The sequence below is a fragment of the Bacillus sp. FJAT-25509 genome (assembly GCF_001420605.1).
Classification (GTDB): Bacteria; Bacillota; Bacilli; order Bacillales; family Bacillaceae_G; genus Gottfriedia.
The window spans coordinates 45,823-72,134 of sequence record NZ_LJIZ01000018.1 but is presented as its reverse complement, the minus strand read 5'-3'; the positions used below and the strand labels follow the sequence as shown (position 1 = coordinate 72,134).

Sequence of the window (26,312 nt, the reverse complement as noted above, 5' to 3'; positions counted from 1 at the left end):
TAGGAGGTAGACTATGTCTTCAAACCGCTTAATTATTAGAGAGTCTAAACCAGATGAGATCGATAAAATAAAAAAAGTGTTAATCGATGCGTATGAACAATATGCTGCTATTCTTTCAAAAGAACAATGGGAAAACTATAAAAATAGTATTATTGATGCAACTGAGAACAGCAACACTAAGACAAAGCTTGTTGCGATTGTCGATAATGTTCTATTAGGCGCATGTTTTATCTATGACTCTGCCGAAAAAGCATATGGATTAACTGAGTTAGAGATTAATTATCCTATTATTCGATTAATAGGTGTTTCCCCTAAAGCAAGAGGATTAGGGATTGCGACAGAATTAATAAAAGCAAGCTGCAATCTTTCAATAGAGTGGGGATCGGACCGAGTTGTTCTTCACACTTCAGATATGATGAAATCTGCTATTAGTTTATATGAAAAAATAGGGTTTCAACGGGCTAAACAATATGAGTTTATGAATGGAAATATACTTGTTAAAAGCTATGAACTAAATATTAGAGATACTGCGATTTTATTAAATTAATGGAGGGGAAAAAAATGACAGAAAGAAAAAAACTAAAGCTTGGGGCACTAGTGCATGGAGTAGGAGGCAGTATGTCTGGCTGGCGTCATCCAGAGGTTCAAACAGACGCAAGTGTTAATTTTTCCTATTACCAAGAGCAAGTGAAAATTGCTGAGAATGGAAAATTTGATTTAGTTTTTATTGCAGATGGATTATATATAACAGAAAAGTCAATTCCACATTTTTTAAATCGCTTTGAACCAATTACCATCTTATCGGCATTAGCAGGAGTAACAAAGAATATAGGCCTAGTTGGTACTCTTTCAACTACCTATAGTGAACCATTTACTGTAGCAAGACAATTCATGTCAATAGATCATATAAGTAATGGGCGCGCAGGATGGAATTTAGTTACTTCTCCACTTGAAGGTTCTGCTAAAAACTATAGTAGAAATGGTCACCCATCACATGATGATCGATATAAAATTGCAGAAGAGCATTTAGAAATAACTAGAGGTCTATGGGATTCTTGGGAAGATGATGCATTTATTCGAGATAAAGCTTCAGGTGTGTTTTTTGATCCGAAAAAGTTACACAGATTAAATTATGAAGGGAAGTATTTCCAAGTAGAAGGTCCTCTTAATATCGGGCGATCTAAACAAGGTCAACCAGTTGTTTTTCAAGCTGGATCTTCAGAAAGCGGTAAGGAATTAGCTGCAAAAGCAGCTGACGCAGTGTTTACTGGTCATGATAATATAGAAGAAGCTAAGCAATTTTATAAAGATGTAAAGGATCGTGCAGTAGCATACGGCAGATCAAAAGATGATATTGTTATATTCCCTGGCATTGCTCCAATAGTTGGTCAAACCGAAGAGGAAGCAGAGCAAAAATATTTAGATCTTGTTAATTTAACAAGTATTGAAAATGCATTGGATTATTTAGGTCGTTTCTTTGAGCATCATGACTTTTCTCAATATCCTTTAGATGAACCTTTCCCTGATCTTGGTGATTTAGGGAAAAATAGTTTTAGAAGTAATACAGATAAAATAAAGAAAGAAGCGAAAGAAAAAGGTTTAACACTTAGACAGGTAGCATTACAAGCTGCTACTCCTAGAAGTGCATTTATTGGCACGCCAGAAAAAATTGCTAATCTTATTCAAGAGTGGTATGAACAGGAAGCAGCTGACGGTTTAATGATTTATTCTGCAATTCCAAGTGCATTAAAAGATTTTACGGAGCAAGTCATTCCATTATTACAAGAAAGAGAAATCTATCGTACAGAATATGAATCGTCTACTTTGAGAGGAAACTTAGGATTACCAATTCCTGAAAATCGTTATATTACTAATCTAGTTAAAAACTAATCTTTAAATTTATTGAAAACCATCCTAGACAGGTGGTTTTTTTTTGATATTCATTTCATATTGCTAACAGATTTTTACTCTAAAAAAGTCAAAATTAATTAGTTGTTAAGTAAAAATTAAGGATTCTATTACATAATGCAATTAATCAGTATGAAGGGGTGGGATTAATGATGGAAGATTTAGAATCAAATTTAATAGAAAAAACCCAAAAAACGAATTTGAAGAATTGTTCAACTACGGGTGCGTTTTCGCCTAAAGTAATTTCTATTTTATTAGTTATCAATTTAGTAATTGGCATTTTTACATTAATTGGAGTTGGCTATTTGAGTTATAAAAATAATAATCGAACGGAAATGATGAGAAACTTCCAAAATGGAGGAGGCTTCCCACAAAATGGTGGCGGCGGTTATTTCAATCAACAGCCAGGTTCATCAGGTAGCAGCAATTAAGGAAAACGGTTGAACTGTTACTGATTTGGAGGCGACGTAATTCTCCAGGCGGTGGTGAAAGAGGATTCTTAATGAAAATTGTAACAGCAATGGTGGTGGCGATCAGTGACGACGACAGAAGATTTGATCCAAATATCAAATATGAACCATTTTTATGAATTTGGTGGGGAAACATTGCATGTGCTAAATAATGTTTCAATCAATATTAAAAAAGGTGATTTTGTAGCAATTGTTGGCCCATCTGGTTCAGGTAAATCAACATTTATGAATATGATTGGGTGCTTGGATCAACCAGACTCTGGAAGCTATTTATTTGATGGCCAGGCGATTGAAGATATGAATAATCGAGAACTAGCGTTAATTAGAAATCGGAAAATAGGGTTTATTTTTCAAAACTTTAATCTATTGTCAAAATTAAGTGCATTGGAGAATGTCGAGTTACCTCTTAGTTATCGAGGCCTCCCGCAAAATGAAAGAAGAAACATGGCAATGGAAGTATTAAAAGAAGTAGGTTTAGACGAACGTATTCATCATCTTCCAAGTCAACTATCGGGAGGTCAGCAACAAAGGGTTGCGATTGCGAGAGCTTTAGCCAGAAGACCAGATCTACTATTAGCCGATGAACCGACTGGTGCATTAGATCAAAAAACAGGACGAGAAATTTTAGATTTATTGAAAAGACTTCATAAAGAAGGTCATACTATTATTTTGATTACTCACGACAATAACATCGCGAAAGAAGCATCAAGGGTCATTAGAATAGGTGACGGTTGCCTGAGTGAGGAAAGTTTTTGTAAGCTTAGAATGGCTTAATTAATTAAAATGTTAATAAAGAGTATAGTTAGAAGCAAATGTAGTTATTATTTGAAATAGATATAAAATGCAATTTTTTAATCAGTCGTACTTAGTTCATTTGGTGGTATGATAGGTGTGGGATTAGGTGAGAGTGTAGCAAAACTGTATTTAATGAATTTAAGTACAACTATTGCATTCTTTTTACCTGGATCAGCTTCAAATATGAGACCAATTCAAGCATGACGATTTGAATAAATAAAGGGGAGCGTTGCTATAAAAGGAACGCTTCTTTTTTAGTCTATGGAGGCATAAAAAGTGAGATTATTAGTTGTAGAAGATCATATAGAAGTTTTAAATTCAATTGTTGAATTATTATCAAATGATTTTACAGTAGATAAAGCGTTAGAAGGAGAAGAAGGTTTTTTCTTAGCGATGCAAAACATATATGATGTGATTGTACTAGATGTGATGCTGCCTGAGAAAAATGGTTTTGAAATTATTAAAGACTTGAGAAAAGAAGGGGTACATACTCCAGTTCTATTTCTAACTGCTAAAGATTCACTAGAAGATCGTGTTGAAGGATTAAACTTAGGGGCAGATGATTATTTAGTAAAACCATTTCAAGGACCGGAGTTACTAGCAAGAATTTATGCATTACTTAGAAGAAGTGGTAAATTAACAATTGATAGTTCATTGAAGTATCAAGGAATCACTTTAAAAGGCAAAGAGCATCCTGTTGAAATAAATAATGAATCGATTCATTTAACAATCAAACAATATGAACTACTAGAATACTTCATACAAAATCAAGGGAAGATTTTAATGAAAGAACAAATTTTTGATAGAATATGGGGATTTGATTCTGATACTACTGTTGCAATCGTAGAAGTATACGTACATCAACTCCGAAAAAAGCTAGAACCATTTAATTATGGTAGTATGATAAAGACCGTCAGAGGTATCGGATATATTATGAAAGATGACTAGGTGAAGAGATGTTTAAGAAAACAAAAATTCGATTAACGATCATAAATTCAGTAGTATTTATCTTAATAATTGGAATCTTTTCTTTAATTATCTATTCATATACAAATAATCGTTTATATAAAGAAGTTGATCAATCACTTTTATGGAATATTAATCGTATACAAAATAGTGATAATCCAAATCGTTTACCAATTTCCAATCGAGATCCACGTGTTTTAATGATCATGTGGGATGAAAATAAAAAATTAGTAAATCCCATGCCAGGTATGAATGCAATCATTTTACAAGATGAACTTAAATATCCTACAAAAATAAACGAAATATATAATGATAAAATCGGTGATATGAATTATCGAACGATCTCAATTCAAGGTGAGACAAATCGAGGGAAAATTACACTACAAATATTACGTAATATCGACTCAGAAAAGGATGTAGTTGATACATTATTAATCATACTAATTGTTGGTTGGGTTTTGGGAAGTGCATTATCAGTTGTAGCAGGTTATATTTTGGCTGGACGTGCACTCGTACCAATTACAAACGCTTGGCAAAAACAACAAGAGTTCGTATCAGATGCTTCTCATGAAATTCGAACGCCTTTAACTGTCATTCAATCACGTTTAGAATTATTGCTTAGAGAGCCAGGCGCAACAATCGAAGAAAAGGCGCAGGACTTTTCAATTATGTTAAAAGAGAATAGGCGCCTTTCCAAACTAGTAGCAAGCTTATTAACCTTAGCTAGATCGGATTCAGGACAAATACAATTAAATAAAAAAATATTCTCTTTAAATGAATTGATAGAAGAAGTTGTTTCACACTTCACTGAAATCATTTCATTTCAAAGTAAAGAAATATTTTTGTCTATTAAAGATACGTATTTTTATTTTGGTGATCAAGAAAGAATTCATCAATTACTTGTGATTTTAATCGATAATGCAATGAAATTTACAAACGAAAATGATACGATTCAAATTAGTTGTGAACAAGTAAAAAATAATTTTCTTATCAAGGTGATTGATAGTGGAGTGGGTATAAAAGAAGAGAACCTTCCTCGAATATTTGACCGTTTCTTCCAGGAAGATGTTTCGCGTACATCCAAAAATGGAATTGGACTGGGATTATCAATTGCAAAATGGATTGTTGAAGAACACGGCGGGAAAATTAAAGTACAAAGTATAAAAGGAGAAGGTACAAGTTTTGAAGTATCTTTACCAATTATGTCCTCTTTAAAACACAGCTAAATTCCAAGACATCGTAGCTAGTAATTTGGTGATTTCCCTAAGAAAATAAAGTATATTTCCGACATTATTTCCTAAGAAATAACGATAAACTACAATAAATTAGAAATTAATGAAGAATTTTAATTAAGTGAGAAAATCTACTGAACTAAGTAGATTTTTTTTATGGAAGAATAAATGAAGGTTTTCCAGTTAAGTACTTTTGGTATGAAAGGAATCATTGATTATTGAATAGAATATGTATTTAAAAGATTAAATGTAGTATTCTAGAGTTTTTTATATAATTAGTTGTGTCTTATATGGGTAAAACCATGTTTTAACAAATTGTGTTTGCAAAAAGCACATATATTAATTCTTTGATTTAGTTCCTGTTTTTCTGACATTAGAGAGTGGAAATCAACATTCATCTTTAAATAGATACTAAGTCGCATTTTTAAATTACACCTACATAAAATGATAGTAAGGAGGTCATTTGGGATGGAAAAATATATTTTATCACTTGACCAAGGGACGACTAGTTCAAGAGCAATTTTGTTTGATATAAAAGGTAAGATTGTACATACAGCTCAAAAAGAGTTTACTCAATATTTTCCAAAGCCAGGTTGGGTCGAGCATAATGCAAATGAGATTTGGGGTTCGGTGCTTGCGGTGATTGCAACATGCCTTGCGGAATCAAATATTCGTCATGATCAAATTAGTGGAATTGGTATTACTAACCAACGTGAAACGACTGTCGTTTGGGATAAACATACAGGGGCTCCAATCTATAATGCAATTGTTTGGCAATCAAGACAAACAGCTGAAATTTGTGAGGAACTGAAAAACAAAGGTTATGATTCAATAGTTCGCGAAAAAACAGGTCTATTAATTGATGCTTACTTTTCTGGTACGAAAGTAAAATGGATTCTTGATCATATTGATGGTGCTAGAGAAAAGGCTGAGGCAGGAGATTTATTATTTGGAACGATTGATACGTGGTTAGTGTGGAAGCTTTCTGGTGGCAGAGCACATGTTACGGATTATTCAAATGCATCTAGAACGATGATGTATAATATTCATGATTTAAAATGGGATAAAGATTTATTGAAAATGTTAGATGTTCCAGAGTGTATGCTTCCAAGTGTCCGCCCTTCTTCAGAAGTATATGCTAATACTGTAAGTTATCATTTTTTTGGAAGTGAGATTCCGATTGCTGGCATAGCTGGTGACCAGCAAGCAGCTTTATTTGGTCAGGCTTGTTTTGAAAAGGGAATGGCGAAAAATACATATGGAACTGGTTGTTTTATGCTTATGAATACAGGAAATCATGCTGTTAAGTCAAATCATGGATTATTAACTACAATTGCATGGGGAATAGACGGAAAAGTTGAATATGCACTTGAAGGGAGTATATTTGTAGCGGGTTCTGCTATTCAATGGTTACGTGATGGTTTAAGAATGATTAAAAATGCAGCAGATAGTGAGATATATGCCACTAGGGTAACCTCATCTGAGGGAGTTTATGTTGTACCTGCTTTTGTAGGATTAGGTACACCTTACTGGGATAGTGAAGTCCGTGGCGCAGTATTTGGTTTAACGAGAGGTACATCTAAAGAACATTTTATCCGTGCTACATTAGAAGCTCTTGCATATCAAACAAAAGATGTGCTTACAGCAATGGAGGCGGATTCAACTATTTCTTTAAAAACGTTACGAGTAGACGGGGGAGCAGTTAGGAATAATTTCTTAATGCAATTTCAAAGTGATATTTTGAATGTACCTGTCGAGCGACCTGTTATAAATGAAACAACAGCTTTAGGTGCGGCTTATTTGGCTGGCTTAGCAGTTGGATTTTGGAAAAACCAAGAAGAAATAGCTGGGCAATGGCATATGGATCGATGCTTTGAGCAGCAAATGACAACTGAATTAAGTAATGAACTATATTCAGGTTGGAAAAAAGCAGTTAATGCAGCTTTAGCATTTAAATAAGTTACACACTTAATTTCAAAATTCTAGGACCTTTCTACGTACATCTGTAATTGTAGCGGTCCTTTTTTAATTTTAGATTGATTTCTTTTATGGCAGCTTTTTAAAACAACTAGAAAATTTGTTGAAGTGAGGTTTTACAATGGAAGAACAATTTTCGAGTTTAAATAGAAAAAAGATTAAGAAAGCATTAGCTGAAAAAGAGTTCGATTTATTGGTAATTGGTGGAGGAATAACAGGTTGTGGTATTGCACTTGATGCAACGACTAGAGGGATGAGTACCGCCCTAGTTGAGATGCAGGATTTTGCTTCAGGTACGTCTAGTCGTTCAACTAAGCTAGTTCATGGTGGTTTGCGATATTTAAAACAGTATGAATTTAAAATGGTAGCAGAGGTTGGTAAAGAGCGAGCAATTGTTTATGAAAATGGACCACATGTAACTACACCTGAATGGATGTTACTGCCTATTTATAAAGGTGGAACTTTTGGTAAATTTACTACTTCTCTCGGCCTTAGATTATATGATTACTTAGCTGGTGTGAAAAAAGATGAACGAAGGAAGATTTTAAATCGAAAAGAAACGATCGAAAAGGAGCCGCTAGTTAAAAAGGAGGGACTTAAAGCTGGAGGATATTACGTTGAATATCGAACGGATGATGCGCGTCTTACAATCGAAGTCATAAAAAAAGCAGTTGAATATGGAGCACAGGCAATTAATTATGTAGAAGTGACTGATTTCATCTATGAAAATAATAGAATAGTAGGCGCTAAAGCAATCGATTTAATAACGAAAGTACCTTTTACAATTCGCGCAAAGAGGATTGTTAATGCAACCGGACCATGGGTTGATCAGCTTAGGGAAATGGAACGATTAAAAAGTGATAAAAATCTTAGACTAACGAAAGGGGTTCATTTAGTTATAGATCATAAAAAGTTTCCATTAAATCAGTCTGTTTATTTTGATACGATAGACGGTCGAATGGTCTTTGCAATTCCAAGAGATGGAAAGACATATGTTGGTACAACGGATACATTTTTTGATCGGGATACCTCTAATCCTAAAGTAAGTAATGAAGATAGGGAATATATTTTAAATTGCGTTAAGTATATGTTTCCAACGATAAAACTAGAAGATACTGACGTTGAATCAAGCTGGGCTGGCATTCGTCCTTTAATTTTTGAAGAAGGTAAAGATCCTTCTGAAATATCTAGAAAAGATGAGATTTGGGAATCATCCTCTGGGTTAATTTCAATAGCCGGGGGAAAGTTAACAGGATATCGTAAAATGGCGGAGACAATTGTAGACCTAATTTTAAAAGACAATGACAATAGATTTAGAGAATGTCTGACTAAAAATTTACCAATTTCAGGTGGAGATGTTGGGGGATCAAAAGGATTTAATTATTTTAAAAAACGATTTTCTTCTGCTGGTATCGCAATTGGATTAAGTGAATCGGAATATAAAAGATTAAGTAGAGTATATGGATCGAATATAGAGCATTTAATGAATATATCATTTAGTGATTTGAAAAATGATACTAATCTACCACTATCATTATTTTTACAACTAGAATATGGAATTCAAAACGAAATGATTGTTAAACCAGTCGATTTTTTTATTAGGAGAACTGGATTTTTATATTTTCATATTGATCTTGTTAATGAGTATAAAGACGAAGTGATTCGTTATATGGCGAATAGATTAAGTTGGAGCAAATACCAAATCGTAGAATACAGTTTGGAATTGGAAGAGCAAATAAAAAATGCAATTACTGCTTCTAATGAATGATTTTAAAAGCGATTAATAAAAGTAGAAACTGCATAAATAAGAAAACCCAGACTGACCAAGAGCGAACGTTGATCAACAGTCTGGGTATTCTTATTTTTTAGATATGAATTTATTATCCGTAATCCAAAACCTCCAAGGATAGTCCCGTGCCTCTCCGGTGTTTTCTATTCCAATCCTAGGACCACTACTAATCTGTTCTGGTTTAATTCCTTCCTTGATGTAAACAGGTGGCAGCCAAATTGGTTTTCCATAAGACTCCATCGTAATATTCAATGCTTTTGTAAGTTTACCTGGTCCATTCGTTAAATTAGAGATAGGCTGATTTTTTCGAAATTCGATCATTTTTTCAATCCCGTTCACAGGTTCTAATGCTCTAATTAATACTACCTGTGGTAGGCCGATTTCCTCACAAACTATATTAATTAAAGTATGGGTATGCATTTGATAAGTGTAGATATAACCTGCTTCATGAAACATGATTTCTGTTCGTTTCGTACGTCGATTTTGATAACTATGTGCAGCACGATCTTCTGGACCCATATATGCTTCGGTCTCTACAATTATTCCGGAAAGTTCCATTTCATCAGTATTATGAACTAATATATGACCTAAAAGGTCCTTTGCTACTTGTATAGATGGTTTAAAAAAGAAATCTTGTTTTAATGTCGAATTCATAAGTAACTCCTCGAAAATTGTTTTATAAATAGAGAAAATGTATTAATTTGTCATGTTAATAAGACTATTTACCTATTTCTATTATTAGAAATACATTAAAATTAGATTAAATATATTAAACTGATTATTAGAAAATATTCATAATTACTCATTGTACAACCCCCTTCAAACTTGTACTATTTACTTATTGTTAGAAGATTCTGAAAAGGGGTGTAGATTTATGGCAAGACCATCTTACTGGAAGGTATTATCGAGTGTCTCACTAGCTACAGCATTAAGTATGTCCATTTTTTCAACTGGAGTTACTTCAAAAGCAGCAATTCCTACTGAAAGTGAAAGTAAGCAATTAGTAGAAAGTCCTTATTTAGATTTAAACGTAGTGGATGAAGAAAGATTAGAAAAAGCTTTAAGAGACAGAGGCGAGATCAAAGAATCTGATAGTGCTGAAGTAGCTAAAGAAAAAGTACAAGCATACATAAAAGAAAAACAAGGTGAATATAAAGAGAAAGTTCAAGCACAATCACAGTCGGAAATTGCTGATAAACAAAGAGCAACACTAGAAAAACGTAAAGCTCAACTTTTATCACAATTAAATAAAGGCCACGAAAACTATAAAAAAGGCAAACCAAATGGTGTAGTAAAAGTTGATTCTGCAAAACAAGCTGGCTATAACGGCGGAGTACGTGAAGATAAAGTATTAGTAATCTTAACTGAATTTGCTGATTTCAAACATAACAATATTGATAAACAAGAAGGGTATATGTACACTGACGATTTTAGCAAAAAGCATTATGAAGATATGCTTTTCGGAGATAAAGAATTTACTTTAAACGATGGTTCAAAAGTAAAAACTTTTAAACAATTTTATGAAGAACAATCTGGTGGAAGCTATACTGTAAAAGGTACAGTTACAGACTGGTTAACGGTTAGTGGAAAAGCAGCTGAATATGGTGATGATAGTCCTTCTGGTGGACATGATAATTTAAACCCAAAAGGTCCTCGTGATTTAGTTAAAGAATCATTACGTGCTGCAATTGATTCAGGCATAAACTTAGCTGATTTTGATAATTTAGATATTTATGATCTTGATGGTGATGGCAACATTAATGAGCCTGATGGATTAGTAGACCATTTAATGGTACTTCACGCTGGAACTGGACAAGAAGCTGGCGGAGGTAAGTTAGGTGATAATGCAATCTGGTCACATCGTTGGACACTGAATGGAGTAACTTCTTTCCCAGGAACACAATCAAAGGTTCCATATTGGGGCGGATTGATGGCTGCATATGATTACACAATTGAGCCAGAAGATGGAGCAGTTGGTGTATTCGCTCACGAATTTGGTCATGATCTAGGATTACCAGATGAGTACGATACTCAGTATTCAGGTAATGGTGAGCCAATTGCTTCTTGGTCAGTTATGAGTGGCGGTAGTTGGAACGGAGCAATCGCAGGAACGACGCCTACAAGTTTTTCACCGCAAAATAAAGAGTATTTCCAAAAAACAATTGGTGGAAACTGGGCTAATGTGACAGAAGTAGATTATAAGGATATTGACGAAAAAGGTATTGCTACTTTTATTGACCAAAGTGTTACTAAATCTAATAACCCAGGTGTAGTAAAAGTTAACTTACCAAAGAAAGAAGTAAAAAGTAAAATTCAACCACAATTTGGTGCTAAGTATTACTATAGTGCAAAAGGAGATAACCTCCATACTACGATGACTTCACCAGTATTTAATTTAACAGCAGCTACAAATGCAAGCTTCGCTGTAAAAGCAAACTATGAAGTTGAATACAATTATGACTATCTGTATGTAAATGTATTAGATGCAGCAACAGGTACTAAACTTGCGACAATCGATACAATTGGTACTAAAAATATTGCAGGTGGACTTGATACATCGAAAGGACTTTGGGTAGATAAAGTTTATGACTTGTCTGCTTACAAAGGCAAAAATGTAAAAGTTCAATTTGAATATGTTACTGATGGTGGACTATCTCCGGCAGGATTTGCTTTCGACGAAGCAAAATTAACTGTTGATGGCACAGTTAAATTTACTGATGGTGCGGAAACGACGCCAGCATTTACATTAGACAAAGCATCTGTATCTAATGGAACTGATTTTAAAAATCACTACTACTACCTAGAGTGGAGAAACTATGTTGGCTCTGATAAAGCATTAGAATATGCTCGCGGAGTTAAGTATAATACTGGTTTAGTAGTTTGGTATGGTGATGATAGCTACACAGATAACTGGACAGGTGTTCACCCAGGTGAAGGTTTCTTAGGTGTTGTAGATGCTCACCCAGAAGCTATGGTTGGTACATTAAATGGTAAACCATCAGTATCACAAAGTACTCGTTACCAAGTAGCTGACGCAGCTTTCAGTTACGACAAATCTCCTGAATTCTACTTTAACTCACCATCTCGTGGGATCTTTGATTATGCTGGATTACCTGGTGTAACAGAGTTTGATGATTCGCATAGTTACCAAAATACTTTAATTCCAGATGCAGGAAGAAAAGTACCTAACTACGGATTAAAATTCCAAGTTATTGGGGAAGCAAAAGATAATTCAGCTGGTGCTGTTTGGATTCATAAATAAGTAAGTATAAAGAATAAGAGTCTGATATATTATCAGGCTCTTATTCTTTTTTTTTGTGTTTAGACTGGCCGGAAAATGAGTTTGTCAATGAAGATCTTAGTTAATTTCAATTATAGCTTGTTATGAGGAAGTAATTTTCAATATTTAGTGATTATAGTTCCTCATGAACCTGTTATGAGGAAGTACTTTTCAATATTTAGCGATTATAGTTCCTCATGAACCCGTTATGAGGAAGTAATTTTCAAAATCGAGCGTATCAAGTCCCTCATGAAAGTGTTATGAGGAAGCAATTTTCAAAATCCAACGTATCAAGTTCCTCATGAAAGTGTTATGAGGAAGCAATTTTCAAAATCCAGCGTATCAAGTTCCTCATGAACCTGTTATGAGTAAGTACTTTTCAATATTTAGTGATTATAGTTCCTCATGAACCTGTTATGAGTAAGTACTTTTCAATATTTAGCGATTATAGTTCCTCATGAACCTGTTATGAGTAAGTTATTTCCGTCTTCTAGTGTTTATAGCTACTCATGATCCAGTTATGAGTAGGGGACTCAATGTAGTTTCAAATTTTAGGAATTAAGTTTAATTCCAACTGCGCCCTTGTCTTCTCCTAAATGCTCCCAAATCAGCGAGTTTTTTTATCGTGGTTTTTATGAACAAAATGGTTTTAATGGACTTTACGTCTTTAACGTTCATAAAAACTTTTTTCAGAATTATTAAATTATAATACTTGTATTAGAAAGCGTTTCCAAAAGAGGAGGAACTATAGGTGAAATTTAAAAAGACTAGTTTGTTCGTAATGACTTCTTTAATCGCGGTAAGTCTTGCGGCTTGTAAAAGTAGTAGTGTTTCGACGGGAGGTAATAGCTCAAATTATCCTAATAAGGCAATTTCGGTTGTAGCACCATCTGGAGCAGGTGGCGGATGGGATTTAACGGCAAGATCGTTCACTAAAGTATTAAGTGAAACAAAACTTGTTAAAGAACCTATGACGGTAGAAAATAAACCAGGCGGTGGCGGTACGGTATTCATGGCTGAATATGCTACACAAGATAAAGCCAATAATGAAAAATTATTCGTAAACTCACCACCTATTATTATTAACAATTTGAAAAAAGAGGGAAATAGTCCATATGGCTATAAAAATAGCACACCTTTAGCTCAGCTAACAAAGGATTATGGTGCAATCGTTGTAAAAGCTGATTCTAAGTATAAAGATTTAAAATCACTTTTAAATGATATGAAAAAGAATCCAAAAAATATTACTTTAGCTGGTGGATCTGCACCTGGTTCTATGGATCATTTAATCGGAATTTTACCGGCTTATAAATATGGTATTGATCCTACGAAAATTAAGTATGTTTCCTATGATGGTGGTTCAGAGGCAATAACAGCATTATTAGGGAATAACGCGGATGTCATTTCTACCGATGTCTCTAGTACGCTTGAGTTTGTTAAATCAGGTAAAGTTAAAGTTTTAGCAGTAACATCACCTGAACGTTTACAAGGAGATGTATTGTCTAAGTTTCCAACAGCTAAAGAACAAGGAATAGATGCCGAGTTTATCATTTGGCGTGGGGTTTTTGGACCAGAGAAAATGTCTAAGGACGCATACTCATATTGGGAAAAAACAATTTCAAAATTAGTTGAGACAGCTGAATGGAAAGAAGAAGTAGAAAAGCAAGGCTGGCAGCCGGAATATAAAAATGGTAAAGAATTTAATTCATTCTTATCAGATCAAGAAACACAAGTTCAAGATTTATTAAAAGCATTAGGAATGAATAAATAGTTGAAATAAAGAAGGGGAAAAACACTCCTTCTTTTCCATTACTGAACATAAAGAGGTGAGATACATGAATAAAAAATTTGATCGATTAGCAGCTATCATCTTTCTTATTACAGGTATAACTTTTATTATCGAAAGTCGAAATATAGCAGCTACTGCATATGGAAGTGTAGTTGGCCCAAATGTTTTTCCATTTATACTTGGCTGTGCATTGTCCCTATTAAGCTTTAGGTTATTTTACGAAACATTTTCTTATAAGGAAAAAGAAAAGGAAGCAGTTCAATATAATTATAAGCAATTTTTTATCATCCTGGTTTCAGCTATTCTTTATGCACTTTTACTTGAGAAAATCGGTTTTATTATTAGTTCGTTTTTATTCCTGATTGTTGCAATTCAAACAATGGAGCGTGGAAACTGGATAAAATCACTTTCGATTTCATTAGGTTACTCTCTCATTATTTATTTTATTTTTGTCGATGTTTTAAAAGGTACGTTACCTGTTTGGTCAATTTGGTTTTAAGAAAAAAGAAGGGAGAGTTATTAACTTGAGTACTTTTCAATATTTAATGCAGGGATTTGAAACTGCATTTACATGGTACAACTTATTGTTTGCTTTTGCCGGAGTATTAATTGGTACAGCAGTAGGGGTATTACCTGGTATTGGGCCAATGAGTGGGGTCGCTTTATTAATACCTGTTACTGCTTCAGTTACTGGTTTTTTAGGACCTGAGCAAGCAGCGGGGAGTGCAATTATTTTATTAGCTGGTGTATATTATGGTGCTATGTATGGTGGTTCTACTACATCAATTTTATTAAATACTCCAGGTGAATCGTCTTCTGTAGTGACGACTTTGGATGGCTATCAAATGGCTAAAAAAGGTAGAGCAGGAAGTGCTTTGTCAATCGCAGCAATTGGTTCATTTGTAGCCGGGATTTTTACTCTTATTGCATTGATCGTATTAGCAAAACCATTATCGGCATTAGCAATTAAGTTCGGTCCAGCCGAATACTTTTCATTAATGCTTCTTGGTTTATGTGCAGTAAGTGGACTAGCAGGAAAGTCGGTAACAAAAGCATTAATTATGACGATCTTAGGATTACTACTAGCTACAATCGGAATTGATTCCGTATCAGGAGTTTCTCGTTTTACATATGACATTCCATGGCTTTATCAAGGGTTAGAATTTTTAACAATAGCGGTAGGATTATTTGCACTAGGGGAAGTATTTAAAACAATTATTGAAAATGAAATTGAAGATGGCGAGATGGCAAAGATTAATAATTTATTACCATCTAAAGAAGAATTAAAAGAAAGTGTAGCACCGATTGCTAGGGGCTCTGTTTTAGGATTTTTCGTCGGTTTATTACCGGGAGCGGGTGCTATTTTAGCTTCATTTTTTGCTTATATTTTAGAAAAGAAGGTTAGTAAAACGCCAGAAAAATTTGGAACTGGTACTATTGCAGGAGTTGCATCTCCTGAGTCAGCAAACAATGCCGCGTCTGGAGGAGCGATGATTCCTTTATTAACTTTAGGGATTCCAAGTTCAGGAACAACTGCAATCTTAATGGGTGCTTTGATGATGTATAACATACAACCAGGGCCACTATTATTTGATGAACATCCTGACGTAGCATGGGGATTAATTGCAAGTATGTTTATCGGTAACGTAATGCTTATTATCTTAAACATGCCTTTAGTAAAAATATTTGCAAAGATTATTCAAACGCCGAAGAAATATTTATTGCCACTAATTGTAGCCATTTCAATATTTGGTGTTTATGCCGTTCAAGTATCTGTAAATGATTTACTTCTATTAATAGCATGTGGTATTTTCGGATATTTCCTTTCGAAAAATGATTTTCCAATCGCACCATTAGTATTAGGAATCGTTTTAGGACCAATGATTGAAAATAATTTAAGAAGAGCTTTAACTGTATCAAATGGTGATTATAGTATTTTCTTTACTCATCCTATCTCATTAGTATTTTTAATCATTGGTGTACTTTGGATTCTCATTCCAATTATTATTAAATTGAAAGGTAAAGAAGTAGTGATTAATGTAGAAGCTTAAAATATTCTAACAAAACTCCTTTAATAAAAGGAGTTTTTTGATTATTATAAAAATATAAGGGGAAATTTTATGCGTTTACATTATAAGTTGATCATTTTTATTTCTGTACTCATTCTAGTGATTAGTAGTGTTTTTGAAATAGTATCTCAAGAAATGTTTCTAAAAAACCTTAAACATGAAAAGGGTCTAAAGGCCTTAGCTATTTCTCAAACAGTGGCAAATATGCCAGTAGTTCGTGAAGCATTTTTAAGTGAAAATCCATCGAGGATCGTTCAACCAATCGTTGAAAAGATCCGAGAGAAAGTTGGAGCGGAATTTATTGTTGTAGGAAATAGAAATGAAGTACGTTATTCACATCCAAATCCATTGCTAATTGGTAAGAAAATGGTTGGCGGGGATAATGATAAAGTATTTAAGGGACAGGAAATCGTATCAGAATCGACTGGTACACTTGGTCCTTCTTTAAGGGGAAAAACTCCTATTTTTGATGATAATGGTAAAGTAATTGGAGTTGTTTCTGTAGGCTACTTAATAAAAGATATCGATCATGAAGCAAAAGCGTTTAGTAAAAAACTAATAAAAAATAGTATTGTCATATTATTACTTGGCATAGGAGTAGCTTTTTTAATATCATTTAATATTAAAAAATCGATATTCGGATTGGAGCCGAAAGAAATTGGAAGGATGTACAAAGAAAAACATGCAATTTTAGAATCCATTCATGAAGGGATCATTGCGATTGATGAATACGGAGAGATTACGGTAGTAAATGAAAATGCTCATAAAGTACTTTCTATTCCTAATAATATAAAGCTTAGAGGATTAAAAATAGAAGACATATTGCATAATTCGCATCTGAAGAAAGTAGTTGAAACTGGTAAGCCAATTTATGATTTAGAGTTTCTAATAAATGAAAAAGTAATGATTATTAATTGTATACCGATTATTGGAGTGGATTCTAAAATTGTTGGCGCAGTAACAACCTTTAGGGAAAAATCAGAATTGAATAAATTGCTAAATGAACTATCACAAATAAAAGCGTATTCAGAAGGCCTTAGAGCACAAGCACATGAATATTCGAATAAGTTACATACAATTTTAGGCTTAATACAGCTTGAATCTTATCAAGAAGCGATTGAATTAATTTCAAAGGAATCAAATATAACTCAAAATATTATCCATTTTATTATGGAAGAAATTTCAGACCCAGTTGTAGCAGGACTTCTATTAGGCAAAATAAGTTTAGCTAATGAGCTAAAAGTAGACTTTAACATTGACTATAATAGTAGCTTTGCAGATGTCCCAAAAGAAATAAATCGGGAAGACTTAATAACCATAATCGGAAATCTATTAAATAACGCATTCGATGCAGTATTAGAAACGAATAAATCAGAAAAGCTTGTATCACTATTTCTTACTGATTTAGGTGAAGATTTAGTGATTGAAATTGAGGACAATGCAAATGGAATCCCTGAAGAATTAATCGATGAGATTTTTGAATATGGTATTACTTCTAAGGAGAAATCTAAAAACTCAGGGATTGGACTTCACCTAGTTCAAAGATTACTCCATAAATTAAACGGACAAATTACTTTTCATTCAAATGAACATGGGGGAACTACATTTATTGTTGCCATTCCGAAACGCCAAAAGGAGAGTAACAGATACGATGAAAAAGAATTTTATAGAAGTGTTAATAGTTGAAGATGATAGTAGAATTGCAGAAATTCATCAACGATTTATTGAAAGAATTGAAGGGTTTAGTGTAATTGGTATTGCGACAAATTACCAAGAAGCAGTTGATTTAATTGAGATTCTAAAACCTCAGCTAGTATTACTAGATGTTTATTTTCCAGATATGAATGGCTTAGATTTTTTACAATGGATGAAGAAACATTCAATTTTAGCAGATGTGATTATGATTACCGCATCCAAAGAAATCGATTCAGTTAATAAGGCATTACATTATGGTGTATTTGATTTTATTATAAAGCCAGTCATTTTTGATCGTTTTAAAAAGTCTCTAATTCGTTATGTAAATTATTCAAATAAAGTGCAAAGCCTACAATCAAAAAGTGCTTATCTAACTCAGGAAGAAATAGATGGTTTAATCGGAAAAAATAATTCGATAATTGAAGAGCAAAGTATATACCCTAAAGGAATTGATCGACTTACTTTAGATAAAGTGTTATTTGCGATAAAAGAAGTTCATAATGGAATGACTGCTGAGAATATAGGGCTAGAAATTGGCGTTAGTCGAACAACTGCCCGACGATATTTAGAATATCTAGTATCTGAAGGAAAAGTATTAGCCGATTTAGCTTACGGAACAATCGGAAGGCCAGAAAGAGTTTATTTAATAAAAAACTAGATTGTGTGATTTAGTAAAGTTTACTTAATGACTATGACAAACCTAACATTTCTGTAACAGGAATTGTGAAAAATCATGATAAGAGGATCGTCTAAACGCTTGGTGTACAAGCGTTTTTTTATGTTTTTTACAAGTTTATGACAATGGGAGTTTACTAGAGTCTGGATTTTGAAAGCGTTGAAAACCTTGCATTTGTTATATAAAATATACTTTGCAAGACTACGGAGGGATAAGTATGAAGATACGTTTATTAACTAAAGAAGATGCAGAAATCTATCTTAATATTCGTTTAGAAGGTTTAAAAGAGAATCCTGAAGTTTTTAGTACCACTATGGATGAAATACTTGATCAAGATGACCCTATTGAATACAAAGCAGAAATCTTAGATAAGGATAAAAATTATACAATCGGTGCATTTACTGACAAAGGTGAATTAATTGGAGTAACCACTTTAAAAACATTTGAAAAGGTTAAAGCAGAGCACAAAGGAAAGATAGAGTCTGTCTATGTATCTACCAGAGCTCGTAAAATGGGGGCAGGCTATCTTCTAATCGAAGAAGCAATCCATTTAGCAAAAAGCTTAGGACTTGAACAACTTACATTAAATATCATAGAAGGAAACGAAACAGCAAAAAAACTATACGAAAAACTAGGATTCAAAACATTCGCTAAAACACCTAATAGTTTAAAATTTAATAATGAATATTGGGACCAAGAGCATATGATGCTTACGCTAATTGCAGGAAATGCTAAGGATGCAGGGAAAGCGGGATAAGCAAGTATTGCAGGAATGGTAATAGGCCAGACCCCAACTTAAACAAAAAAAGTTTACCTAAATTGTCATTCAATCTGACAATAAAGGTAAACCTTTTTAAATTCTATTATTTAATAAAAGTCTTTTCAATGTCATCTAACATTAAGTAAGCAGCCTTGATTCCACCTGCAGTGTTCCAAGTTACATCATTTACTTTAATGACATGTCCATTTTTAGAAGCATTTAACTTTTTAAATAAAGGATCTTCTGTAAATTCTTTTTCAAGCTTAGATCCAGACTCTTTACCGTCATCAAACGTAAAGTAGAATATGTAATCTCCATCCATTGCTGGAATACGTTCTTTTGTTACGCCTCTTTCAGCAAAATCAGGAGCATTTTGTTCCTCTGGACGTTGGAATCCTAATTGTTTAAGTATTACACCAGAGAATGTATCTTGGTGATAGATTCGTACATCAGCACCCATGAAACGGACCATTGAAATTTTTTGATTTACTTTATCACCTAATTCAGCTTTTAGATCATTAACACGTTTTGTATAATCAGCTAATACTTTATTGCCTTGTTCTTCTTTGTTTAATACTTTTGCATAAAATTTGAAATTTTCTTGCCAATCTCCACGTAATGTTTCAGCGAAAACTGTTGGTGCAATTGCACTTAATTGCTCATATACTTTTTCTTGACGCATTTTATTACCAATGATTAAATCTGGTTTTAAGCCAGCGATTTTTTCAAGATTAACTTCACTTTCCACACCTACAACTTCTACGCCATCCATATCTTTAGAAATATGATCGTACCAAGGATTTCCTGTCCATGATTTAACAGCACCAACCGGTTTCACACCTAATGCTAGTAAAGCCTCAGTTCCTTCGTTTGTTAAAATAACAACTCTTTTAGGATTAACAGGAACTTTTGTCGTACCCATTGCATGCTCAATCGTAATTGTATTTGCTTTTTTACTTTCACTACCAGAAGCTTCATCTGATTTTTTTGTACCACAAGCACCTAATACCATAATTGCTGCTATGAATAGAGCAATTAGTGAAGAAAATTTTAGTTTGTTCATAGAATGTTCTCCCTTTTTAGTTGATAATGATTATCACTTCTCTCGGTAGTATTATAGATTAAGATTTGATTAGAAGTCAATAAGAAAATGAAAATCATTCTCATTGACTTGATAATTCGTATCATTTAGACTAATAGAAGAGAATAGAATAGTAGGAGATATAAAATGCTAATTCACCTAAGATCAAGAGTTATCGTATTAGTAGCTTGTATTTTATTTTTAGTAATTTGTTTTTTTTCTAGTATTTTACTAGGATATACGGATACTAGTTTTACAAGTTTAATCCATTCATTTACACAATTTGATGGATCAAATGAACAGTTAATTATTCAAAATGTTCGGGTACCAAGAGCGATTATTGCTTCAATAGTAGGAGCAAGCTTAGCAATCGCCGGTTTATTTATGCAAGTTTTAACGAAAAATCCTTTAGCATCACCTAGCGTTCTAGGAATTAACGCAGGTAGCTCAATGATGATTGTACTTAGTATTACATTTTTCCATTTACAATCACCTAATGCGACTATATGGCTTTCGTTTATAGGAGCTACATTATCAGCGATATTAGTATTTGGGTTAAGTTCAATAGGGAGAGACGGAGCGACACCATTAAAAATAACACTAGCCGGTGTTTCAATTGCAGCTATGTTTAGCTCAATTACCCAAGGCTTACTAGTAACTAATGAAGTAGCACTAGAGCAAGTTCTATTTTGGCTAGCAGGTTCAGTTCAAGGTCGTTCACTTGATTCTTTACATATGGTACTACCATATATCGTAATAGCTTGGGTGATGTCACTTGCACTTGGTGGAAAGATTAACACATTCATGCTGGGAGAAGATGTATCTAGAGCATTAGGGCAAAATACAGCTTTATTAAAGACGACATTAGTCGTATTAGTGATCATTCTAGCAGGTGGTGCTGTAAGTATAGCAGGACCAATAGGATTAGTTGGTATCATTGTTCCTCAAATAGTTAGAATGTTCGTTAAAAATGATTATCGCTGGATGATTCCATTTTGCGGTATTTTCGGAGCAATTTTACTTCTATTAGCTGATGTAGGATCGCGTTACATATTAATGCCAGAAGAAACGCCAGTTGGTATTATGACCGCAGTTATTGGTGCACCATTTTTTATTTACTTAGCAAGAAAAGGCGGTACAGTAAAATGAACATGCTCAAATTAAGAAACAAGTATTTTTCACTACTATTTAACAAGCAATCATTTTCCGTTTTAATCATTGCACTTCTTTTACTGATCAGTTCATTTATAGTGAGCTTAACGCTAGGTGACCGTTACATTTCTATTCCAAAAGTATTATCTGTTATTTTTGGTGATGGTGAAAAAATAGATGAATTATTTATTCAAGCATTTCGAATGCCTCGAATCATCATTGCAATTTTTGCTGGGCTTTCTTTAGCGATTGCTGGAGCGATTCTTCAAGGGTTAGTTAGAAATCCACTAGCATCTCCGGATATTCTTGGGATAACAGGTGGAGCAGGTGCTGCCGTTGTATTATTTTTAGCCATTTTTAGTAATGATCGTACAAATCAATTAACAGTAAGTATAAAATGGCTACCATTAGCGGCATTTATCGGTGCTATCATCAGTTTAGTATTTGTCTATGCTTTTGCTTATAAGGATGGGGAATTAAAGCCATTAAGATTAGTTTTAGTAGGTGTAGGATTTTCGGCATTAGCTCAAGCGACAACTTCATTCTTTATGATTATTGGACCTATTTTTAGAGCAACTGAAGCGAATATGTGGTTAACCGGGAGCGTATATGGAGCGAACTGGGAACAGGTTAAAATCATTACACTCTGGACTCTAATTTTTATCGTGTTAGCTTTATCGTTTATTAGACAAATCAATACGCAACAACTTGGAGATGAAGTTTCAACTAGCTTAGGTGTTCAAGTAGAAAAAAATCGACTAATTTTGTTATTTATAAGTACAGCATTAGTAGCTGGTGCAGTTGCATTTACAGGAGCAATCGCATTTGTTGGATTAATTGCACCCCATATTGCTCGGAAAATAGTTGGTGCTTCTTACGGTGCATTGATTCCCTTATCTGGAATAATCGGTGCCATCATGGTATTAGTGGCTGATACAATCGGAAGAACGGTATTTAGTCCAATTCAAATACCAGCTGGTGTATTTACTGCCGTAATTGGTGCACCATATTTTATCTATTTATTATTTAAGACTGGAAAAAGGTGATAAGATGTCAACGAGCGCAATCGAAACAGAAAAATTAACGTTATCGTATGATGATCGAACAATTATAAACGAATTAAATTTTCAAATCCCAAAAGGAAAAATCACAGTTCTAATTGGAGCTAATGGGTGCGGAAAATCAACATTACTTCGTTCACTTGCTAGATTACTTCAACCAAAAAGTGGAACCATCTTACTTGATGGAAAAGAAATAAGTAAGCGACCTACAAAGGAAATTGCACGTAATCTTTCAATCCTACCTCAAAGTCCTGTTGCACCTGAAGGTTTAACAGTTTTTCAATTAGTAAAACAAGGGAGATATCCATATCAAACTTGGTTAAAACAATGGTCAAAAGAAGATGAAGAAAAAGTAAATCATGCCTTGAAAATTACAAATATGTATGAATTAAAGGATCAATTAGTCGATTCATTATCTGGTGGACAACGTCAACGTGCTTGGATTGCGATGACATTGGCTCAGGACACAGATACAATCCTATTAGATGAACCAACAACCTATTTGGATTTAACACATCAAATCGAGATTTTAGACTTACTTTACGAATTAAATGAAAAAGAACAGCGTACAATTGTTATGGTACTACATGATATTAACCTAGCATGTCGATATGCACACAATGTTGTTGCGATTTCAAATGGTGAAGTTTACGCAGAAGGAGACCCAGAAAAAATCATTAATCAGAACTTAATCTGTGACGTTTTCTGTATGAACTGCGATATTGTGAAGGATCCATTATTCGGAACGCCACTTTGTATACCTCATGGGCGAGGAAGAAAAATAATTTAATCAACTCTAAAAAGGTGTCCAAATATAGGACACCTTAGTTTGTAGACAAAGTACTAAAAGCTTGATTCTCAGACTGATTGCAAGCGCTTGTCTTTCGAGGCGTGAAGCCTGGTGAGGAGCGGAGTTACCTTAGACGGTAATGAGCACCACAGACAGGCGAAGCAACGAAGAAAGCGAGCGTTTGTCAACAGTCTGAGGTGTCCAAGTATGGGACACCTTTCATTTAGAAAGAGGTGAGATAGAATGACATTATCAATTAACAATATAAGTGTAGATATTCTTGGTAGTTCAATTCTTAAAAACATTACTTTTCAAACGAATAAGGGGGAAATTTTTTGTTTAATTGGAACTTCAGGGGCAGGGAAATCGACATTGCTCCGGACTTTAAATCGATTACAGTCGATTAGCAAAGGTGATATTCATTTAAATGGACAATCAATTTACAAAATGACTCCTCAAAATTTAAGAAAAAATGCAGTAATGATCCTGCAAACTCCTTCATTATTTGAAGGGAGCATAGAGGATAATATTTTGTTTGGACTCAAATTAACTGGAAACTATGATAAGACAGTTTCCAAAACACTAGCGAAATCTTTATTAGAAAAAGTAGGATTAGAGACGAAATTACTTGATCGAAATGCTTTAACGCTTTCGATTGGTCAACAGCAAAGAGTATCGATCGCAAGAGCAATAGCTATGAAACCAACTATTTTATTATGTGATGAAATTACTTCAGCATTAGACCCTCAATCGACTCTACATATTCAGGAGCTTCTAGTAACTTTAAAAAGAGAAGAAAATCTAACAGTTATTCTTGTTACACATAATATGGATCTAGTTCAACAAATAGCTGATCAAGTAGGGTTACTTATTGACGGGAAATTAGTAGAAGTGAGTCCTGTTAATGAATTTTTTAATAATCCACGCACTGAATTAGGGAAAAATTTTCTTTCTACAATTGCTTAAAGAGGTGGGGAAATGGAAGGGAATTTGCAAATAACAGGTGTATCGCTGACATTTCTATTGATCATAATTGCTATTGGATTGTCTTATTATCAAAAGCTTGGTGTTGAAAAAGACATTGGCATTTCTTCAGTTAGGACAGTCATTCAATTAATGATTATGGGCTATGTACTTGAATACATACTGCAAGTTAAACATTTATTAGTTGTAATCATTATTTTATTTTGTATGATTTTATTCGGCGCTTATACTTCTAGTAAAAGGTCTCACCAGATTGAAGGCGCATTTTTTATTTCATTTATTAGTATTTTACTAGGCGTCATGATTTCTTTAGGAGTCGTATTGGTAGCAAACAAAATTGCTTTAAAAGCTCAATATGTTATTCCAATATCAAGTATGATTATTAGCACATCAATGAATGCAAATAGTTTAGCATTAACAAGACTTAGAGCTGAAATTCAGGCAAATAAAAACCAAATTGAAGCTGCATTATGCTTAGGTGCAACAACTAAACAAGCTTCAAATAATGTCATAAAAAATTCAATTAAAGCTGCCTTAATTCCATCAATTGATCGAGCTAAAACTGTAGGAATTGTTACTTTACCAGGTTCGATGACAGGAATGATCTTTGCTGGAATAAGTCCTTTATATGCGATTAAATATCAATTGCTAATAGAATTCATTTTAATTGGTGCAATTGCAATTAGTGTATTCTCCTCAACACTTCTATCCTATAGAAAATTCTTCACAAAAGACGATTCACTGAAGTATGAAACGATCATAGAACAAGGATAAGAATAGAGGGAGAAGGAGGTAAGTGAAAATTTTTCCTTCTCCCTTTATCTTAAATATTATCCGATTACTCTTAATTGTACGTCCATGTTTCCTCTAGTTGCTTTTGAATATGGGCAAACGCCATGTGCCGCTTTTACTAGTTCTACGGCTACTTCTGTTGGAACACCTTGTACTTTTACATCAAGCTGAGCAGCTAATTTAAATCCTCCATCAGCAGGGTCTTTACCGATTGTTATGTTTGCAGTTACTGATGTAGATTCTAGTTTAATTTTTTGCCTACGAGCTACTAAATTTAATGCACTGTCAAAGCAAGCTGAATAACCAGCTGCAAACAGTTGTTCAGGATTCGTTGCTCCACCAGGTCCGCCTAATTCCACTGGTGGTTTAAGTGATAAATTAATAAAATCATCTGATGAAATAACTCTTCCGTCACGTCCACCTGTTGCAGTTGCTGTAGCAGTATATAATTTTTCCATTACAATCTCTCCTTAATATAAATGATCTATTTTTTATTTTCATTTGCAGATTGAACTTTCTTTAATAAAGCCTTTGTTTGATTTAATATTGTTAAAAACTCCTCTTGAGAAGCATTACTTTCCTTGAAAAACTTCTCAGGGATGCAAAAAGCTTTTTCTTTTAATTTAGTACCCTCTTCAGTTAATGTAATAAATACTTTTCTCTCATCACTCGAATCACGTTTGCGAATAATTAGTCCGGCAGATTCCATCCGTTTTAGCATTGGTGTAAGAGTTCCTGAGTCTAAAAAAAGAGTTTCCCCAAGTTCTTTAACAGTTTGTTGGTCTTTTTCCCAAAGCGAAAGCAATGCAAGATATTGCGGATACGTTATACCGATCTCATCTAAGATTGGGCGATATAATTTCGTAATTTCTCGAGAACAAGCATAAATTGAAAAGCATAATTGATTCTCGAGCAAAAGCTGATTTTCTTTATTCATTCAATCAACATCCTTCTATATTTATTGTGCACAATTTAATATGACACAATCATAATTGATGGCAAATAGTTTTGCAAGCGATAATAACTATTATTTTTTACCAATTTTT

The 26,312-nt window shown here is 33.8% G+C and carries 24 protein-coding genes; 20 read left to right on the top strand and 4 right to left on the bottom strand.

Annotated elements, in window-relative coordinates:
* The first annotated feature begins 13 nt into the window (after positions 1-13).
* From AN960_RS11760 to AN960_RS11725, 8 genes are all read left to right on the top strand, one after another.
* Entirely contained in the window at positions 14-547 is a 534-nt protein-coding gene (locus AN960_RS11760) for a GNAT family N-acetyltransferase (protein WP_056471397.1), read from the top strand.
* A gap of 14 nt (positions 548-561) precedes the next feature.
* Positions 562-1,890: an LLM class flavin-dependent oxidoreductase gene (locus AN960_RS11755; RefSeq protein ID WP_056471394.1), complete on the top strand. Its 1,329-nt coding sequence runs from the start codon at positions 562-564 to the stop codon at positions 1,888-1,890.
* A gap of 170 nt (positions 1,891-2,060) precedes the next feature.
* On the top strand, positions 2,061-2,339 hold the full coding sequence (locus AN960_RS11750) for a hypothetical protein (protein WP_156339673.1): 279 nt from the start codon (positions 2,061-2,063) through the stop codon (positions 2,337-2,339).
* A gap of 141 nt (positions 2,340-2,480) precedes the next feature.
* Positions 2,481-3,152 carry an ABC transporter ATP-binding protein gene (locus tag AN960_RS11745; RefSeq protein WP_056471521.1) on the top strand — a complete coding sequence of 224 codons (672 nt, stop codon included), beginning with the start codon at positions 2,481-2,483 and terminating at the stop codon, positions 3,150-3,152.
* Positions 3,153-3,449: 297 nt separating this feature from the next.
* Entirely contained in the window at positions 3,450-4,121 is a 672-nt protein-coding gene (locus tag AN960_RS11740; RefSeq protein ID WP_056471388.1) for a response regulator transcription factor, read from the top strand.
* A gap of 8 nt (positions 4,122-4,129) precedes the next feature.
* Entirely contained in the window at positions 4,130-5,365 is a 1,236-nt protein-coding gene (locus AN960_RS11735) for a sensor histidine kinase (RefSeq protein WP_056471386.1), read from the top strand.
* 474 nt (positions 5,366-5,839) lie between these two features.
* The gene (gene glpK / locus AN960_RS11730; protein ID WP_056471384.1) at positions 5,840-7,330 is read left to right on the top strand and encodes a glycerol kinase GlpK; all 1,491 of its coding nucleotides are present in this window, start codon (positions 5,840-5,842) and stop codon (positions 7,328-7,330) included.
* A gap of 139 nt (positions 7,331-7,469) precedes the next feature.
* Entirely contained in the window at positions 7,470-9,116 is a 1,647-nt protein-coding gene (locus tag AN960_RS11725; RefSeq protein WP_056471381.1) for a glycerol-3-phosphate dehydrogenase/oxidase, read from the top strand.
* A gap of 90 nt (positions 9,117-9,206) precedes the next feature.
* On the opposite strand, the gene AN960_RS11720 is transcribed toward AN960_RS11725, so the two are convergent.
* Positions 9,207-9,791 (bottom strand): DNA-3-methyladenine glycosylase, encoded by a 585-nt coding sequence (locus AN960_RS11720; RefSeq protein ID WP_056471378.1) that lies wholly within the window; start codon positions 9,789-9,791, stop codon positions 9,207-9,209.
* A gap of 220 nt (positions 9,792-10,011) precedes the next feature.
* Between AN960_RS11720 and AN960_RS11715 the strand changes: the two genes are divergently transcribed.
* From AN960_RS11715 to AN960_RS11685, 7 genes are all read left to right on the top strand, one after another.
* Complete coding sequence (locus AN960_RS11715; RefSeq protein ID WP_056471376.1) at positions 10,012-12,399, top strand: immune inhibitor A domain-containing protein; 2,388 nt, start codon at positions 10,012-10,014, stop codon at positions 12,397-12,399.
* A gap of 769 nt (positions 12,400-13,168) precedes the next feature.
* Positions 13,169-14,188, top strand: coding sequence for a Bug family tripartite tricarboxylate transporter substrate binding protein (locus AN960_RS11710; protein ID WP_390312094.1), 1,020 nt, complete (start codon positions 13,169-13,171; stop codon positions 14,186-14,188).
* A gap of 64 nt (positions 14,189-14,252) precedes the next feature.
* Complete coding sequence (locus AN960_RS11705; RefSeq protein WP_056471373.1) at positions 14,253-14,705, top strand: tripartite tricarboxylate transporter TctB family protein; 453 nt, start codon at positions 14,253-14,255, stop codon at positions 14,703-14,705.
* Positions 14,706-14,751: 46 nt separating this feature from the next.
* A complete protein-coding gene (locus AN960_RS11700) occupies positions 14,752-16,257 on the top strand; it encodes a tripartite tricarboxylate transporter permease (RefSeq protein WP_390312129.1) in 1,506 nt (501 codons plus the stop codon).
* A 69-nt stretch (positions 16,258-16,326) separates the two neighbouring features.
* Positions 16,327-17,961 carry an ATP-binding protein gene (locus AN960_RS11695; protein ID WP_172795410.1) on the top strand — a complete coding sequence of 545 codons (1,635 nt, stop codon included), beginning with the start codon at positions 16,327-16,329 and terminating at the stop codon, positions 17,959-17,961.
* On the top strand, positions 17,927-18,628 hold the full coding sequence (locus AN960_RS11690) for a response regulator (protein WP_056471366.1): 702 nt from the start codon (positions 17,927-17,929) through the stop codon (positions 18,626-18,628). Before AN960_RS11695 ends, AN960_RS11690 begins: the two co-directional genes overlap by 35 nt.
* Positions 18,629-18,863: 235 nt before the next feature.
* Positions 18,864-19,403 (top strand): GNAT family N-acetyltransferase, encoded by a 540-nt coding sequence (locus AN960_RS11685; protein WP_056471363.1) that lies wholly within the window; start codon positions 18,864-18,866, stop codon positions 19,401-19,403.
* A gap of 106 nt (positions 19,404-19,509) precedes the next feature.
* Here AN960_RS11685 and AN960_RS11680 read toward each other — a convergent pair whose 3' ends face one another.
* Entirely contained in the window at positions 19,510-20,469 is a 960-nt protein-coding gene (locus tag AN960_RS11680; protein ID WP_056471361.1) for an ABC transporter substrate-binding protein, read from the bottom strand.
* A gap of 165 nt (positions 20,470-20,634) precedes the next feature.
* Here AN960_RS11680 and AN960_RS11675 point away from each other — a divergent pair, with 165 nt between their 5' ends.
* The 5 genes from AN960_RS11675 to AN960_RS11655 all read left to right on the top strand — a co-directional run bounded on the left by AN960_RS11675 (position 20,635) and on the right by AN960_RS11655 (position 25,248).
* Positions 20,635-21,636: a FecCD family ABC transporter permease gene (locus AN960_RS11675; RefSeq protein WP_056471359.1), complete on the top strand. Its 1,002-nt coding sequence runs from the start codon at positions 20,635-20,637 to the stop codon at positions 21,634-21,636.
* Positions 21,633-22,685, top strand: a complete 1,053-nt coding sequence (locus tag AN960_RS11670; protein ID WP_056471356.1) for a FecCD family ABC transporter permease — start codon at positions 21,633-21,635, stop codon at positions 22,683-22,685. Before AN960_RS11675 ends, AN960_RS11670 begins: the two co-directional genes overlap by 4 nt.
* A 4-nt stretch (positions 22,686-22,689) precedes the next feature.
* Positions 22,690-23,490 carry an ABC transporter ATP-binding protein gene (locus AN960_RS11665; RefSeq protein WP_056471353.1) on the top strand — a complete coding sequence of 267 codons (801 nt, stop codon included), beginning with the start codon at positions 22,690-22,692 and terminating at the stop codon, positions 23,488-23,490.
* 243 nt (positions 23,491-23,733) lie between these two features.
* Positions 23,734-24,456 carry a phosphate ABC transporter ATP-binding protein gene (locus AN960_RS11660; RefSeq protein WP_056471350.1) on the top strand — a complete coding sequence of 241 codons (723 nt, stop codon included), beginning with the start codon at positions 23,734-23,736 and terminating at the stop codon, positions 24,454-24,456.
* 12 nt (positions 24,457-24,468) lie between these two features.
* On the top strand, positions 24,469-25,248 hold the full coding sequence (locus AN960_RS11655; RefSeq protein ID WP_056471348.1) for an ABC transporter permease: 780 nt from the start codon (positions 24,469-24,471) through the stop codon (positions 25,246-25,248).
* A gap of 56 nt (positions 25,249-25,304) precedes the next feature.
* Here the strand turns inward: AN960_RS11655 and AN960_RS11650 are convergent, their stop codons facing one another.
* Both AN960_RS11650 and AN960_RS11645 read right to left on the bottom strand, forming a co-directional pair.
* Positions 25,305-25,724 (bottom strand): organic hydroperoxide resistance protein, encoded by a 420-nt coding sequence (locus AN960_RS11650; protein ID WP_056471346.1) that lies wholly within the window; start codon positions 25,722-25,724, stop codon positions 25,305-25,307.
* A 26-nt stretch (positions 25,725-25,750) separates the two neighbouring features.
* On the bottom strand, positions 25,751-26,203 hold the full coding sequence (locus AN960_RS11645) for a MarR family winged helix-turn-helix transcriptional regulator (protein WP_056471341.1): 453 nt from the start codon (positions 26,201-26,203) through the stop codon (positions 25,751-25,753).
* Between the last annotated feature and the right edge of the window lie 109 nt (positions 26,204-26,312).

Excerpts from the sequence above, each read along its gene's own strand:
- AN960_RS11685 (WP_056471363.1), top strand. The coding sequence starts at position 18,864 with ATGAAGATACGTTTATTAACTAAAGAAGATGCAGAAATCTATCTTAAT.
- AN960_RS11705 (WP_056471373.1), top strand. The coding sequence starts at position 14,253 with ATGAATAAAAAATTTGATCGATTAGCAGCTATCATCTTTCTTATTACA.
- AN960_RS11735 (WP_056471386.1), top strand. The coding sequence starts at position 4,130 with ATGTTTAAGAAAACAAAAATTCGATTAACGATCATAAATTCAGTAGTA.
- AN960_RS11760 (WP_056471397.1), top strand. The coding sequence starts at position 14 with ATGTCTTCAAACCGCTTAATTATTAGAGAGTCTAAACCAGATGAGATC.
- AN960_RS11695 (WP_172795410.1), top strand. The coding sequence starts at position 16,327 with ATGCGTTTACATTATAAGTTGATCATTTTTATTTCTGTACTCATTCTA.
- AN960_RS11655 (WP_056471348.1), top strand. The coding sequence starts at position 24,469 with ATGGAAGGGAATTTGCAAATAACAGGTGTATCGCTGACATTTCTATTG.
- AN960_RS11750 (WP_156339673.1), top strand. The coding sequence starts at position 2,061 with ATGGAAGATTTAGAATCAAATTTAATAGAAAAAACCCAAAAAACGAAT.
- AN960_RS11660 (WP_056471350.1), top strand. The coding sequence starts at position 23,734 with ATGACATTATCAATTAACAATATAAGTGTAGATATTCTTGGTAGTTCA.
- glpK (WP_056471384.1), top strand. The coding sequence starts at position 5,840 with ATGGAAAAATATATTTTATCACTTGACCAAGGGACGACTAGTTCAAGA.
- AN960_RS11650 (WP_056471346.1), bottom strand. The coding sequence starts at position 25,724 with ATGGAAAAATTATATACTGCTACAGCAACTGCAACAGGTGGACGTGAC.
- AN960_RS11720 (WP_056471378.1), bottom strand. The coding sequence starts at position 9,791 with ATGAATTCGACATTAAAACAAGATTTCTTTTTTAAACCATCTATACAA.
- AN960_RS11680 (WP_056471361.1), bottom strand. The coding sequence starts at position 20,469 with ATGAACAAACTAAAATTTTCTTCACTAATTGCTCTATTCATAGCAGCA.
- AN960_RS11755 (WP_056471394.1), top strand. The coding sequence starts at position 562 with ATGACAGAAAGAAAAAAACTAAAGCTTGGGGCACTAGTGCATGGAGTA.
- AN960_RS11645 (WP_056471341.1), bottom strand. The coding sequence starts at position 26,203 with ATGAATAAAGAAAATCAGCTTTTGCTCGAGAATCAATTATGCTTTTCA.
- AN960_RS11700 (WP_390312129.1), top strand. The coding sequence starts at position 14,752 with ATGCAGGGATTTGAAACTGCATTTACATGGTACAACTTATTGTTTGCT.
- AN960_RS11665 (WP_056471353.1), top strand. The coding sequence starts at position 22,690 with ATGTCAACGAGCGCAATCGAAACAGAAAAATTAACGTTATCGTATGAT.
- AN960_RS11745 (WP_056471521.1), top strand. The coding sequence starts at position 2,481 with ATGAACCATTTTTATGAATTTGGTGGGGAAACATTGCATGTGCTAAAT.
- AN960_RS11675 (WP_056471359.1), top strand. The coding sequence starts at position 20,635 with ATGCTAATTCACCTAAGATCAAGAGTTATCGTATTAGTAGCTTGTATT.
- AN960_RS11715 (WP_056471376.1), top strand. The coding sequence starts at position 10,012 with ATGGCAAGACCATCTTACTGGAAGGTATTATCGAGTGTCTCACTAGCT.
- AN960_RS11690 (WP_056471366.1), top strand. The coding sequence starts at position 17,927 with ATGAAAAAGAATTTTATAGAAGTGTTAATAGTTGAAGATGATAGTAGA.
- AN960_RS11725 (WP_056471381.1), top strand. The coding sequence starts at position 7,470 with ATGGAAGAACAATTTTCGAGTTTAAATAGAAAAAAGATTAAGAAAGCA.
- AN960_RS11670 (WP_056471356.1), top strand. The coding sequence starts at position 21,633 with ATGAACATGCTCAAATTAAGAAACAAGTATTTTTCACTACTATTTAAC.